The organism is Sulfurospirillum multivorans DSM 12446 (assembly GCF_000568815.1).
GTDB classification, from domain to species: Bacteria; Campylobacterota; Campylobacteria; order Campylobacterales; family Sulfurospirillaceae; genus Sulfurospirillum; species Sulfurospirillum multivorans.
The window spans coordinates 2,848,252-2,862,894 of record NZ_CP007201.1; the positions used below are offsets into that span (position 1 = coordinate 2,848,252).

A 14,643-nucleotide genomic window follows, 5' to 3' on the forward strand; every position below is an offset into this window, starting at 1 on the left:
CGTTATTATCCAAATCGATACCCAACACCCGAAATAGTAATGAGCAATGTGGGTCGATTGGGGTCGATTTCGATCTTTTTACGCAGTTGATTGACAAACACACGCAGTATTTTGGTATCGTTTTGGTAGCCAACACCCCAGACATTTTTGAGGATTTGCGCATGGGTTAGAGCCTTCCCACTGTTTTGCATGAAAAATTTTAAAAGGCTAAACTCTAACGGGGTGAGATGCAATGCAACATCATCTTGTTTAAATTCTCGTTTTTCAAGGTCAAGTTCTAATGTACCAACTTTAAATACGGGAGTGCTCTCTTTTTTGAGCGCATGCCTAAGTGCGGAGTTGATGCGAGCAACGAGCTCTCCTGTAAAAAAGGGTTTCACCACATAATCATCCGCTCCAAGATTGAGTGAATCCACGATCTCTTGTTCGCTATTTCGTGCCGAAACAATAATAATGGGAATGTTGCTAAACTCACGAATTTTCCCTACAAAAAGCTTTCCATCACCATCGGGAAGCCCTAAATCTAACAAAATCAGATCAGGATTAAACGCAATCATATGCGACATGCCCTCTTTTTGACTGCCACACACTTTGAGTAAAAAAGCGTGCTCTTCAAGACTCACTTCAAGAAGCTTTTGGATCTGTTTATCATCTTCAATGATTAAAATTTTATATTTAGGCTGAGACAACTTTACTCCTCTATGGGAATGTTAAACTCAAAAATGACACTGTTTTCCACATTTCTCGCCCAAATCGTTCCCTCATGCGCTTCAACGATTTTTTTGCAGATAAAAAGCCCTAAACCACTGCCATTGATGTCATCGCTAATGCCTTTGATTCGGAAAAACTTTTCAAATACCATTTTGAGGTCTTCTTCACTGATGTGACTGTCTTCATTTAAAACAAAGATGTTACACCTTGCACCCTCTTTTTGAAACCCTAAGGTGATGGCACTTCCGTGTTGCGAATATTTAATCGCATTTTCCAGAAGATTGACGACCACGCGTTCTATCAAAACACAATCGGCTTTAAAAATACCCGACTCTTCTTCAATTTTGATACTGAAATTGCGCTCTTTTAAAATATCTTCAAACTCCCTCGCCGCTTGCGAGAAGATGTCTGCAATATCGCACCAATCTTTTTTAAGAACCACTTGATGGCTTTCAAACCGTGCAGAATCGAGCAGATTATTCATCAGACGTTCCATCTTTTTCGCGCTAAAAATAACTTGGGAGATGATAACGCGTTTTTTCTCATCCAGCCACGTCTCATCCGTCTTAAGCATCGAAACCATCCCCAAGATGGAAGCAAGCGGTGTTCGTAAATCATGCGAGATGGAACCATACAGCGCATTTTTAAGCTCTTCACGTGCTAGAGTAATCGCATTTTTACTGTTTTTCTCAGAAAGTGAAATACGCTCAAAAGAGACCGCCATGACACTGGTGACAGAGTCTAAAAACATCTTAAACTCTGTGCTCATCTCATCTTGTTTGATTTTAAGCCCAAGTGCCCCATAAACGACCTCGCGGCTTTTAATCGGAATGTAGAGCATATCCGAAGCCAAAAAGGTGTCCGTGCCAGCCCCTGCTATTTTGCCATTGTCCAAACACCAATCAAGGACGGCTTTTTCACTTGAAGAGATAAAAATAGCCTCTAATTTTTCAAACATCGCATCGTATTTTTTACTCGAAAGTGGACTTTTAGGATCATAATGCGCATAGAGTTTTGGCATCTCATCCACATGCTTACGTAGGAAAAAGAAGGTCTCTTTGCCGAGCGATTCAGCGATTAAGGGCATGGCTATTTTAATCACCTGCTTTATCTCAGAAACAGCCGTCACCCGACGGCTTAGTTTATACAGTCGTCTCACCCTCTTCTCTCGTTCGCGTATCGCTTCGCCAATGAGTTTGAGCTTTTTCGCTTGCGATGAGATCAGATAAGCAACGATGAAAAAGATGAAAAAGCTCCACAGATGCGAGATGTCACTCACGACAAAGGTATAAACAGGAGGCACAAAAAAGTAGTTAAAAAGTCCGACACCAACAAAGGTAATCACCATCGAGGTTTTCATATCACCTCTGGAAGCAACGATCAGCACAGGAATGAGAATAAGCAGTGCGACATTCAAAAGTTCTAAATGATTTCTAAAAACGATACACCCAAAGGTAATCACACCCAGCAAGCCCAGTCCAAAGAGAGAGTGCCACAAAGGAGCTTCCTCTTTTGTCTCTTCATCAAGGGTGTACGCTTCTAATTTTTGCTCTTGGGTTTTGTTAATGTACGAAATAATGCAAAATTCATTGCCCGCATTAAGGAGCTCATCGGCAATATCCATACGCCAAAACTTGCCTATAAAATTCTTTTTGCGTTTCGCCACAACGATGTGCGTTACAAACCGCGCCCTCGCATGTTTTAAAATCTCTTCGCCTACATCTTGCCCTGAGACGGTGTTGACCTCAGCGCCTAATTCCTCCGCTAAGCGGATATTTTTAGCCAGTTTTTCACGATTATTCGTTGAAAAATCATCAACATAAAGCGCGATCCACTCTGCATTCATCTGCGAAGAGAGCCGTTTGGCATAGCGGATCAAATTGGCGGAAAATTCACTGCCATCGATGCACACCATCACCTTTTCAACCGCTTCCCAACGCTCCAGTCTGTTCTCTTTATACAGATCGTAAACGTCTTTGCTCACGCGCCCTGCGGCTTGTTTTAGCGCAATTTCTCTCAGAGCATTGATGTTGCCAAGCTTGAAAAAGTTCATGAGTGCTTTTTCAACGCTTTGGAGTTTGTAGATTTTCCCTTCTTTAAGCCGCTCAACCAATTTTTCAGGAGGGATGTCGATGATTTGGATTTTATCGACGCGTTCTAAAATGCTATCAGGAACGGTTTCAGTGACCTTCACACCCGTAATTTGCAATACCAAATCGTTAAGGCTCTCAAGGTGTTGGACATTCATCGTGCTGTAAACATCAATGCCATTGTCTAAGATCTCTAAAACATCTTGATACCGTTTTTGATGCCTTGAAGTAGGAGCATTACTGTGGGCTAACTCATCAATGAGCACGACATCGGGTTTAGCTTCCAAAATGGCATCGATATCGAGTTCATAAAGCATACTTCCACGGTACACGATCTTTTTAGGTGCAATGGAAGGGATACCTTGGGTTAAACGCTCTGTTTCAGCCCTGCCGTGCATCTCAACATAACCGATGCAAACGTGTGTACCACTTTTAAGCAATTCTTTGGCGTTGCGAAGCATGGTGTAGGTTTTACCCACACCTGCAAGGGCTCCAAAGAAGAGCGTTAGCTCACCCGTTTCGCGTTTGTTTTTGATCTCTTGAAGAACCAGATCACTCGTTTCTAAGACATCTTCATTCATGTTAAGGATTTAAAACTCCAAAGTTTTTATCTAACGCACGATTTAAAAGAAGGACATTGACCCTCTCCTCGCCTATAAAACCCAAAAATTTTCGCTCAATATACTGATTCACAAGTTCTAGCATCTGAACTTCATCCACTTGGCGCTCTTTGGCGATAGCCTGAACTTGATAGAGTGCTGCTAATTTAGAGATATGCGGATCAAGTCCACTACCCGATGTCATGACCAAATCGCTTGGAATGACACCATCGCCAAATCTTACATGTAAAGCTTCTTTACTGGCATCTATTCTATCCAACAAAAGCTTGTTTGTCGGTGCTAAATTGCTCCCGCTTGAGGAGAGTGCATCGTAGCCATCTTCCCCTGCACTCGAGGGTCGAGCGATAAAATAGCCCGCTTTTGAAAAATTTTGCCCGATGTTTTGAGCGCCTATAACCGTTCCGTTAACTTCCAGTAAAAGTCCTGAACTCTGGGAGGGAAAAACCCACGCGCCGAGATTGGTAATCACAAGAGGATAGACACCTCCGAGTAAAAATGTCATGACTAAAAGTAATTTAATCGATTGAAGTAGTGTTTTCATACGCTTCCTTTTACAAAAGATGCAATGTTGCAAGCAACATATCAAGCAGTTTTATACCCGCAAACGGCACGATAATACCGCCAAGTCCATAGATGACCAAGTTTTTTCCTAGCACCACATCTGCACTCAAAGCTTTATACCCAACGCCAGAAATGGCCAGAGGAATCAGTGCGATGATGATCAATGCGTTAAAAATAACCGCCGATAAAATGGCACTCTCGGGCGATGAAAGGTGCATGATGTTGAGCACTTCCATCTGAGGAAACGCCACAACAAAGAGTGCAGGAATGATCGCAAAGTATTTGGCAATGTCATTGGCTAAACTAAAGGTTGTCAGCGCACCTCTCGTCATCAAAAGCTCTTTACCCGTCTCAACCACTTCAATGAGTTTGGTAGGAGAACTGTCCATATCCACCATATTAGCGGCTTCTTTCGCCGCTTGGGTTCCGCTATTCATTGCAAGACCCACATCGGCTTGTGCAAGGGCAGGGGCATCGTTGGTGCCATCCCCCGTCATCGCAACAGTAAAGCCCTCTTTTTGGTAGTTGCGAATAAGCGCTATTTTGGTATCAGGTGTTGCTTCGGCGACAAAATCATCCACGCCTGCTTCTGCGGCAATAGCAGCAGCCGTGATAGGATTGTCACCCGTAATCATCACCGTTTTAATACCCATACCTCTAAACTCAGCAAATTTCTCTTTGATGGAAGGCTTGATGATGTCTTTGAGATGAATCACGCCCAACACTTTACTGCCCTCGCATACAACCAAAGGCGTGCCACCTTTTTTACCGATTTGCATACAAATATCGTGTGCCTCTTTGGGGAATTTTCCACCCGACGCGGTGACAAATTTTTCAATGGCATCCACCGCCCCTTTGCGATACTCCTTACCATCAAGATCAAGCCCACTCATTCTTGTATAGGCACTAAAAGGGATAAACTGGGCACTTTGCAGATTGGCTGGCTCTTTTACGCCATAGGTATTTTGCGCAAACGTAACGGTACTTTTCCCCTCAGGTGTGTCATCGGAAAGTGATGTTAACAATGCAGCATACGCCAAGTTATCAAGTTCTTTGATGTCAAGAGGCGTAAAAACACTTGCCATACGGTTACCAAAGGTGATCGTGCCTGTTTTATCGAGCAATAACACATTAACATCACCCGCAGCTTCTATCGCTTTACCGCTCATTGCAAGCACATTCTTTTTGAGCAGTCTGTCCATCCCCGCAATACCGATGGCACTTAAAAGCCCGCCAATCGTCGTAGGAATCAAACACACCAGAAGCGCAATCAGCGAGACAACGGAGATATCTGCATTTACATGTAAAGCCATCGGTTTGAGTGTCAACGTCACGACAAGAAAAATTGCAGTCAAGCCCATCAGCAAAATAGAGAGCGCAATTTCATTCGGACTTTTTTGCCTTTTAGCCCCTTCAATGAGGCTAATCATACGATCCAAAAAGGTCTCGCCCGGATTTTTCGTGATCTTAATCGTAATTTCATCACTTAAGACAAGCGTACCTCCCGTAACGGAGTTGCGATCTCCTCCTGATTCACGAATGACGGGAGCTGACTCGCCTGTAATGGCACTCTCATCGATGCTTGCAATGCCTTTGATGACCTCACCGTCGCTTGGAATCACCTCACCTGCAACCACTACGACGACATCGCCTACTCTAAGGCTCTCTGAGCTGACCTTTCTTAGGCTGCCATCTTCACTTAACTTATTGGCACTACTGCTTTTTTTACCGGAACGTAACGCACTCGCTTGGGCTTTTCCTCTGCCTTCGGCTAATGCTTCTGCAAAATTGGCAAAAAGGACTGTAAAAAAGAGCCAGACAAAGACCCAAAATTCAAATCCAAAAAGAGGAATAGTGCCACGACTGCTCTCATAAAGCCATATAAAGCCGGTAATAAAGGTACCCAAATAGACCACAAAAATGATCGGATTTTTAAGCTGCTCTCTCGGGGTTAATTTGCCAATACACCCTTTGAGTGCATCTTGGATAATCGCTTGGTTATAGCTAGAATTATTTTGTTTTTTCATACTCATTCCTTAAAAAGAGATGCGTTCAAGCATCATCAAATGCTCAATCACAGGGCTAAGTGCCAGCGAAGGGAAAAACGTAAGCGCCCCTGTTAACACAATGGTTGCTACCAAAAGGGTGATAAAAAGCGCGCTTTGGGTATTGAGGGTACCTTTGCCAAAAGGAACGACTTTCTTTCGTGCCAAGCTTCCCGCAATGGCAAGCATGGGAATAATCACACCAAAACGTCCCACAAACATACAGATAGCCAGCGCATAGTTGTAATAAAGCGTATTGCCACTGAGTCCCGCAAAAGCACTGCCATTGTTCGCACTGGCTGAGCTAAAAGCATAAAGAACTTGAGAAAGACCATGCGGTCCAGGGTTGGAGATGGAGCTAGTGGCATCTGGGATTAAAAGTGATAAACCCGTAAAAAGAAGGATGCACAGACCCGGAAGCAACACGGCTATGACAGTATAGGTCATCTCCTTGGCTTCAATCTTTTTGCCCATATATTCAGGTGTACGACCTATCATCAAACCTGCGATAAAAACACTCAAAATGACATACGCCATCATGCCGTAAAACCCTGCTCCCACACCGCCAATGACAATCTCACCGAGCATCATCTGCACCAAGTTGACCATACCTGCAAGCGGCGTAAGACTGTCGTGCATACCATTGACCGCACCACACGATGCCGCCGTTGTGGCTACCGAAAAAAGAGAGGTTGAAGCGATGCCAAAGCGCACCTCTTTGCCTTCCATCGCACTCTCACCTACAATACCCGAAATTTCAGGATTGCCAAATTTTTCTGAGACATAATGCGAGCCTAACATCAGCACAAAAAGAACGACCATCGCGATTAAGATGGAACGACCCTCACCGCTTTTTTGGCTCATTTTTCCATAGACGAAAAGCAGTGAAATGGGCAAGAAGAGGATGGAAAAGACCTGCACAAAGTTAGAAAGTGGGGTCGGATTTTCAAAAGGATGCGCGGAGTTGGCATTGAAAAAACCTCCACCATTGGTTCCTAACATCTTAATCGCCTCTTGCGAAGCCACAGGACCCATCGGAATGCTCTGATTTGCCCCTTCGAGGCTCACGGCACTGATATAAGGAGCAAAGTTTTGAATGACACCTTGAGAAATCAAAAAGAGCGCATACACCAAAGAAAGCGGAAGCAAAACATACAGCGTTATACGAACCATATCTGCCCAGAAATTGCCGATGGACTCGCTCTCTTTATAAACGATACCTCGCATAAAAGCCACTGCTACGGCAATGCCTGTTGAAGCAGAGAGAAAGTTTTGCACACTGAGCACAAACATCTGAGAAAAATAACTCATCGTACTCTCACCACTGTAATTTTGCCAATTGGTATTGGTCACAAAACTCACCGCCGTATTGAACGCTAGCTCAAAGGGAAGTGCGGGTAAACCTTGCGGATTGAGAGGCAAAAGATGTTGGCTCAAAAGTACGGCTAACACCAGCACAATTCCCGCACCGTTAAAGAGCATCAGTGCTAAAGCGTATTTTTTCCAATTCATTTCCAGTTGTGGGTTAATGCCACACAAACGATAAAGACTCTTTTCTACCGGTGAAAGAAGTGGTGTTAAAACGTTTTTCTCACCCACCAATACTTTGGTAAAAAACCCACTGTATGCTTTTGCTGCTCCTATGAGCAAGATCAAAAAGCTGATAAAAAGGGTTATATCTGCAACCATTGTTTTCCTTTTTCGTAATTTAGGAAAATTATAGGACAGATAGAAGTGGGAAAATATCTTAATTTGGGGTTAAAAGATAAGGATTTTGTTAGGATCAAGCTACCAAAGAGCTTGCATCCTTGCACGTAGCCTTATTTTAGTACGGTGAAGAGAGGTAGCATTTATCCAAATCTTTTCCAATATAAACCAAAAATGTTTCATGTCTTTGTTCACGTTGCTGTTCAACAAACTCATAGTGTCCACGCACATACTGTACAACATATTGAGAAAGTTCGTTTTCAAAACCAACGATGCCTTTAAGGCGATAAATATTCTGAGGGAGAGTATCCAAATAAATTTCAAACTGCTCTTTGTTAAGCGCTTTTGGAAGTGCAACTTTTATACTTGAGAGATGATCATGTGTATGCGTATACTTTACCTCATCCTCTTCGGCAATCAAAGAAGCAATTTGAGCCGTACTCGCATTTAAAGAGAGCCTTAACGCATTAGGATGTATATCACATTGCACCGTTTGGATTACTTTAGCGCAACGGTTGTTTTCATACAAAAATTGCTCTACTTTTTCTATTTCTGTTGCACTCATAAGATCTGTTTTATTGAGCAAGATAATATCAGCAGAACGGATTTGATCAATAAAAATACGATATTCCTTCGCTAAAAAAAGTGCATTTGTCCCATCGACAACGGTGACAATCGCTTCTAAATCTACCAAATCCTCTAATTCATGCAATTCACTTAGAAGATTAAAAGGATTTGCAACCCCTGTAGTTTCAAGTAAAATTGTATCGGGAGTGGTTTTTTTCATAAGCGTATTAACGCCCATACGTAATTGCCCCGAAAGCGAGCAACAAACACACCCCTCATCAATTTCGACCAATGAATAATCATAATCTACGAGCTTCCCATCTAAACCTGTTTTGCCTATCTCGTTTTGAATAATGCCGATAAAATGATTTTTTTCAGTCTCGTATTCGATATAATTTTGTAAAAAATTGGTTTTCCCAGAACCTAAAAACCCAGTGACAACGACTAAGGTTGGTTTTATCTTGCGTTGCGATATGGAGGGCTTAAGAAATGCCATGCTTTCATTTTGATCATACCATGGTGCTTTTTGTAAAAAACTATTTAAACTCATATGCGCAAGAATAACCTGTGCTTCTGCCTTCTCTACAATAGGCTTTATCAACGCATCACTCACACCATCTCCATACCCTAAAGCTATGAAAAGCTTTGTTGCAGGAGAATCTAACATCTTTTCACATCTGCCTTGCGCATTATATGCCACAGTGTAATCACGTGCTTTAAAAAGTTGAAAATAAGAAGGTGCGTTACATGTAAGCCTTGTAATAGCGGTATTGAAGAAATTCATAAAAGGCAATACCAAACGAAATGAAGGCAAATCTTTATCCAATCCACCCGCCTCGATAATACATTCATCCTTCTTCCAAGGAGAAAAAACACCCTCTTTAGCGTAAACTCTTTGGCGTAAACACGTCTCATAACAAAGGAACATTGTTTGTGATTCAATGTTTACATGTAAACGCAAACTTCCAATATAAAACTGCGTCGAAAGCTCCGAGTCTGATGCAAATGAACGCACTTTGTCAATAAAATTTTCCTCTTGAGCTAAGAGTCCTTCCAAAACCGAAAACCGCTCTATTAGATTCTCATTAGGAGAGGGAAAATAATAAAGCGCAAAAGTGCCAAATCCATCATAAATTTCTGAAAACACAACACCAAATATACCTTCAAATTGATCAAATTTAAGCGTCCAACACTCTTTTGGATGCTGGCATACATACATTCCTTTATAGCCTGTCATCTTTTTTAACACGCTGTCATAAGAACCTTTAATCAAAATAGAACGCATAAAAGCTGTGTAATTCTCAGCCGTACCATCAAATGTTGCAGGATAAAGTGCTTGAATATTCATCATGAACCCTTTTTTAAAAGCCGAAGGTTTCCCATCGGCTTTAGATAGACATACTAACCAAACACCATTGTGTCGCCATTACCCAGATACACCTTACTTTTAGAGCGATGCTGCGCTGTTCCTTGAACGACGGGATAACCTGCCGCTACAAATTTTCGAGCCGTCAACAACCCCGTACAATGGTTACAGCCAATGGCTTTAAAATCCCATTTTGCAAGCCCAATAACCAAGTCATCATACTTTGGATCCCAATCATCAAAAGGCGAAATGTGCAAACCTCCGTATATACCGTACATTTGGTCATTATCGTACTTTAACTCTTTTTTAGCCATTGAGATAAACTGGATAATCCCTTGATGACAACACCCAGAAATGCTCACCAACCCTTTACCTTGAACATTGGCAAAGATAGATTGCTCACCAAAAACTCTATTGATAATAGGCACATCAAACACAATCGCACATAATCCTGGTTCAATATCATTGATACCTGTTTTATGCACCATTAATTCACCTTTGTGTCCAGAGTCTTTGATATACTGAAATCCTTCTGGGTAAAATCCCTCAGGAACGATAATCTTAATATTAGGCGCATACTTCATCGTAACAGGCAATCCCCAAAAATGGTCCCAATGCTCATGCGAAATAATCAACGCCTCAATTTCTCCATTGGCGAGCATCTTATCAATGCCCTCTCTCTTAAACGATTCATCCATCCACGCATACGACCATCCCGTATCAAGAAGGTATTTCTTTTTGACGCCATCAAGTCGCTCTATCTCAATCAAGGCAGCAAAGCCTCCTGCATTTTGAGGATTAACACTGTTTTCTTCAGCAATTTTCCATGCTTCTTCCAGCTTATTGGGCAAAAGATGTTTAATTTTAGCTATCCCTTTTTCGTAACTCCCTTTGGCAAGGCCTGTACCATCGCCAAAAGGTGGCCAGTTAAAAAGGTATTGATTGACAAGCAATCCACCCGCTCCTTTAATATCGCCCATCAAGGTGGCATTGTCAAACCAACTTGTCTCCGAAATATTGGTAATTTTGATACTTTTACACGCACCAAAATCTTTCATTTTTCGCACCATTTGAGGCAAGAAAAATTCACGCATTGGCGAATAGGAAAAAATGCCCATTGTTGCAAATGTCCCTAATCCAAGCCCTGTTAAAGCGCCTTTGAGAAAATCTCGCCTTTTTGTATCTTCATTTTGTACTGACATCGTTTCCTCCTCTGGTTAAAAAATTGTTAATGCTTTGCCCATATAAGGCAAAAGATAAATGATGGCAAAGTAAACGGCTACACCACCAACGATTCCACCGACAGCTCCTTTGTAAAAAGAGGCAGTTAGGACACCATTTTCTTCCACTGAACGCACTTTGATCACTTCACCCACCTTTGCCAAACGCCATCCTGGCCAGCCATCCATAAACCAATAATTGATCAGCATGACATTAATAAACCAGATGAGAGGTATCATGGGGAATTGTTGAGGATGTGAAAATCCTTTTTGTGTTCCTAAAAAAAGATGCGCTGTTTTATAATAAACATAGTAAAGCGCAATTGCGGCTAAAACTGTTGCAATCGTACGTAGAAAAATATTAACAACTTTGCTATAACCATTGAATCCATTTTTAAGATAAAAATGCATATATAAAGTAGGAAGTAGCCAAAAGATTGCCATCTCGCCTACATGTAACCATCTCCAATCAGGTGCGGCATCTCTTCTTGTTCCCCTAATCGCCTCACCCCAAATCAGCTCTTGTGCATAATACAGAAAGAAACTAAGCGCCACGGCGATGGCGATAATGCCAAAAAATGAGGCTGTACGGCGAATCCAAGGTGTTTGAATCATTGAAAAAGGATAACGCTCCCAAATCGTTTCATGCATCCAAACAATGACGGTACAGCACATAACCCAAGCGATATTAAAGTTACCATGAACCGTTCCTGCAAAATCCTCCCACCACGGTGGCGTAACCGCCGCAAATTTTTGCCAAGGATCAAACAAAATACCCATATTTGAATGATAAACCACAAAATAAACGATAAAACTAAGCAGAAAAGTGACTATAAAGATAGAAAAACCTTTGATAGGTTGTTTAAGATTTCCCCACGGTGCGCCCTCAGCCGCAACAACCCAAGCAGGACTTAACCATGAAGCGATGGCAGCAAACATCAAAATAGCTTGTGCTGAATACTCCAAAGCATAAAATTCGACAAGCCCCTCTTTTGTCAATCGTTCAGGACTAAAATAGGTAATCGCATACTCGCCTAAAAGAGTCTCAAAAAACAGTTTAAGCATAACCGCAAAGATAACCGCAGTCAGTGTCGTTAAAATAACACCTTTTAAGACAGGATGTGTGTTATTGAGCCATGACCTACTAAAAGGCCAAAAGTCGAAAATATAGGCGATCCAAATCATAACAACCAATAACCATCGACACCACATGTACCCGACAAATGGCGTATACATACGCATAATACCCCTTGGGTCTTGAAATATCCACCAACTTACATAAAACAACACCATAATAAAAAGGGTGTTGAGTAAAATGGATAAAGGACTACTAAATCGTTTCACCAAACTTCTCTCTTCGAGATAAAGGGGTGTTTCCATCATAAACCTCCTTGCACTAAATTTTAAAATGCTAGTGTCATTATAGGAGGAGAGTGTCTGGGGATTGTCTCAGAAAAAAAAAGAGGGAAAGAAGAGTGTCTCGCAAATGTCTCATTTGGGTAAAGCAATGGTAAAAACGGCACCTCCTGCTTCATTGTGAACGCTTAATGTGCCTTTACAGTGCTCTTCAACGATGGTTTTAGACATACACAAACCTACACCCGTACCATCTTTATTAAATTTGGTCGAAAAATACGGCTCAAAAATCTTCTCAAACAAAGCCTCATCTATGCCACCAGCATTATCTTTGATCTCCAAATAAAGCATACGGACATCATCATATGTTCGAATCCAAATCGTCGGCTCACGAACCGCATTGTCTAAAAGGGCATCTTCGGCATTTTTGATAATATTTAAAATCACTTGCGCTAGTTCATTGCTGTAGGTTTCAATTTTTTGCTTACATGTAAAGTCTGTGATGACCGTAATATTTTTAGTCACCAAAAGCGGTTTGACGATGTTAAGTGTTTTTTCCACGACCACATCAAGGCTCACCCGTTCTTGTTGTTTGACCGCTTTAAAAAAGCTTCTAAAGTCATCTATCGTTTTGGAAAGATGCGAAACATAGGTTTCAATACGCCCAATTTCTTCTTCAAATTCTTCTTTATTGACCTCTTCAAGCATCAATTTTGCCGATAAAAAACTAGTCGTTGCCGCAATCGCCGCCAAAGGTTGACGCCACTGATGGGCTATCATGCTGAGCATCTCGCCCATTTGAATCAGGCGGGATTGGTATTGAAGCTGTTTATCTTTTTCACGCAATTTTTCCAGTTGTAACTGCACTTCCAAATGGAGCGTCTCGTTGAGTTGTTGAATTTTGCGTTCATTTTCCTTTTGATTAGTAACATCCAGCGATGTCCCTACCAATCGAAGCGGAAAACCATTATCATCATAAATGGCTTTGCGATGGGTATTGATAAACGCTTTTCGCCTATCTTTACGGTAAATCACATAATCAAGCTCCTCATTCATCCCACTCATTAACGCTTTTTGGTTGACCTCTTTGACTCTTTGCGCATCCACTGCACTCAAATACCGATTGAATCGCTCTATTGTGGGGGTAAATTCGTGGGGCTCTTCTCCATAAATGAGGTACATCTCTTTCGACCACTTCATGCTTCGCTGCTCATCCATCACAATTTCCCAACTACCAAAATGGGCTATCTCCTCAGCATTTTGCAGTAACGCTTCACTCTCTTTGAGCTTCTCTTGTGCCTCTATACGACTGGTAATATCCGTAATCGTCCACAACACCTCTTCATTGGAGGGAATCGAATCCCCCGCAATCCTAAGCCAAAGGGTTGTTCCATCTTTGTGCTTAAAGGGATACTCAAGATTGAGGGCCTCATCTAACCTTACTTTGTTAAACGCAATCTCCGCAAAATTGACATACGTGGCATACGAAAGATGCATCACAAAAGCGGATTGCCCCACTAATTGGTCATAACTAAATCCAAAAATTTTGCAACACGCCTCATTGGCTTCAATGATAAGGCGGTCTTTATCCACAATAAAAATCCCCACGCCACTGTTGTTGAACAGTTGTTCAAAACGCTCTGCTTTTTGTTTGAGCGTTGAAGTTTGCTTTAGTGGTATTGCCATTTTAATTTATATCCTTGTGCGTAAACGCTTTGAACAAGATCACACCCTACTTTATGGCGCAAACGCGAAAGTAAATTACGCACACGTTTGTTATTGCTAATATCATCATCAAATACAGTATTTTCAATCTCTTCACTGCAAAAAATACGCTGTTTTGATGACGTCAAAAGCTCAAACAACGCTATCTCATGTTTGCTGAGCTTGACAACGGATTGATGATGGCACAATGTTTGCGTTTTTGTATCCCAATAAAATCCATCGATTAAAGCGTTTTTATGAACAGCGTGTGCACTAAAGTGTGTTTGCATAATCTTTTGAAGAATTTCAATAATATCATTAAAAACAAATGGCTTTAAAATATACCCAGAGACACCTTGTTGAATTGTTTTGAGAAAATACTCCGTATTATCATAAGCAGAAAAAATAACAATAGGAATTGTTGGATTAATTTTACGTATCTTTTGAATCATGATAAGCCCATCCATCTTTGGCATATTAATGTCCGTAAAAATCAAATCAAAAGGCTCATGCTCAAAACGAAAAAAACCATCTAACCCATTCTCAACAACGACGATTTCTTTAAAATAGAGTTCAAGCATTTTACAGGTTTGCATACGTACATCCATGTCATCTTCAGCATAGAGTATTTTTTTATTTTGACAAATCTCAATCAAGGATGAAAGTGCTTGTGCATCCATCTTTTACCTTTTACAT

The 14,643-nt window shown here is 41.4% G+C and carries 10 protein-coding genes; all 10 read right to left on the reverse strand.

The annotated features are described in order from the left end of the window. Positions 1-5 precede the first annotated feature (5 nt). The 10 genes from SMUL_RS14765 to SMUL_RS14810 all read right to left on the reverse strand — a co-directional run bounded on the left by SMUL_RS14765 (position 6) and on the right by SMUL_RS14810 (position 14,627). The gene (locus tag SMUL_RS14765) at positions 6-689 is read right to left on the reverse strand and encodes a response regulator (protein WP_025346027.1); all 684 of its coding nucleotides are present in this window, start codon (positions 687-689) and stop codon (positions 6-8) included. A 2-nt stretch (positions 690-691) separates the two neighbouring features. Continuing rightward, the gene (locus tag SMUL_RS14770) at positions 692-3,382 is read right to left on the reverse strand and encodes a sensor histidine kinase (RefSeq protein ID WP_025346028.1); all 2,691 of its coding nucleotides are present in this window, start codon (positions 3,380-3,382) and stop codon (positions 692-694) included. Between the two features lies 1 nt (position 3,383). After that, positions 3,384-3,962 (reverse strand): potassium-transporting ATPase subunit KdpC, encoded by a 579-nt coding sequence (gene kdpC, locus SMUL_RS14775; protein WP_025346029.1) that lies wholly within the window; start codon positions 3,960-3,962, stop codon positions 3,384-3,386. Between the two features lie 10 nt (positions 3,963-3,972). Beyond that, positions 3,973-6,009, reverse strand: coding sequence for a potassium-transporting ATPase subunit KdpB (gene kdpB / locus SMUL_RS17120; protein WP_025346030.1), 2,037 nt, complete (start codon positions 6,007-6,009; stop codon positions 3,973-3,975). Positions 6,010-6,018: 9 nt separating this feature from the next. Next, positions 6,019-7,716 carry a potassium-transporting ATPase subunit KdpA gene (gene kdpA, locus SMUL_RS17125; protein ID WP_025346031.1) on the reverse strand — a complete coding sequence of 566 codons (1,698 nt, stop codon included), beginning with the start codon at positions 7,714-7,716 and terminating at the stop codon, positions 6,019-6,021. 136 nt (positions 7,717-7,852) lie between these two features. Beyond that, the gene (locus tag SMUL_RS14790; protein ID WP_190278594.1) at positions 7,853-9,652 is read right to left on the reverse strand and encodes a CobW family GTP-binding protein; all 1,800 of its coding nucleotides are present in this window, start codon (positions 9,650-9,652) and stop codon (positions 7,853-7,855) included. 50 nt (positions 9,653-9,702) lie between these two features. Continuing rightward, a complete protein-coding gene (locus SMUL_RS14795; RefSeq protein WP_025346033.1) occupies positions 9,703-10,869 on the reverse strand; it encodes an MBL fold metallo-hydrolase in 1,167 nt (388 codons plus the stop codon). 15 nt (positions 10,870-10,884) lie between these two features. Further along, complete coding sequence (locus SMUL_RS14800) at positions 10,885-12,270, reverse strand: hypothetical protein (protein WP_223809727.1); 1,386 nt, start codon at positions 12,268-12,270, stop codon at positions 10,885-10,887. A 108-nt stretch (positions 12,271-12,378) separates the two neighbouring features. Continuing rightward, positions 12,379-13,929 (reverse strand): PAS domain-containing sensor histidine kinase, encoded by a 1,551-nt coding sequence (locus tag SMUL_RS14805; protein ID WP_025346035.1) that lies wholly within the window; start codon positions 13,927-13,929, stop codon positions 12,379-12,381. Further along, positions 13,914-14,627: a response regulator transcription factor gene (locus SMUL_RS14810; protein ID WP_025346036.1), complete on the reverse strand. Its 714-nt coding sequence runs from the start codon at positions 14,625-14,627 to the stop codon at positions 13,914-13,916. The genes SMUL_RS14805 and SMUL_RS14810 overlap by 16 nt, the downstream gene beginning before the upstream one ends. Between the last annotated feature and the right edge of the window lie 16 nt (positions 14,628-14,643).

Bases quoted from the DNA above. Each gene is read 5' to 3' on its own strand.
- SMUL_RS14770 (WP_025346028.1), bottom strand. From the start codon at position 3,382: ATGAATGAAGATGTCTTAGAAACGAGTGATCTGGTTCTTCAAGAGATC.
- kdpC (WP_025346029.1), bottom strand. From the start codon at position 3,962: ATGAAAACACTACTTCAATCGATTAAATTACTTTTAGTCATGACATTT.
- kdpB (WP_025346030.1), bottom strand. From the start codon at position 6,009: ATGAAAAAACAAAATAATTCTAGCTATAACCAAGCGATTATCCAAGAT.
- kdpA (WP_025346031.1), bottom strand. From the start codon at position 7,716: ATGGTTGCAGATATAACCCTTTTTATCAGCTTTTTGATCTTGCTCATA.
- SMUL_RS14790 (WP_190278594.1), bottom strand. From the start codon at position 9,652: ATGATGAATATTCAAGCACTTTATCCTGCAACATTTGATGGTACGGCT.
- SMUL_RS14795 (WP_025346033.1), bottom strand. From the start codon at position 10,869: ATGTCAGTACAAAATGAAGATACAAAAAGGCGAGATTTTCTCAAAGGC.
- SMUL_RS14800 (WP_223809727.1), bottom strand. From the start codon at position 12,270: ATGATGGAAACACCCCTTTATCTCGAAGAGAGAAGTTTGGTGAAACGA.
- SMUL_RS14805 (WP_025346035.1), bottom strand. From the start codon at position 13,929: ATGGCAATACCACTAAAGCAAACTTCAACGCTCAAACAAAAAGCAGAG.
- SMUL_RS14810 (WP_025346036.1), bottom strand. From the start codon at position 14,627: ATGGATGCACAAGCACTTTCATCCTTGATTGAGATTTGTCAAAATAAA.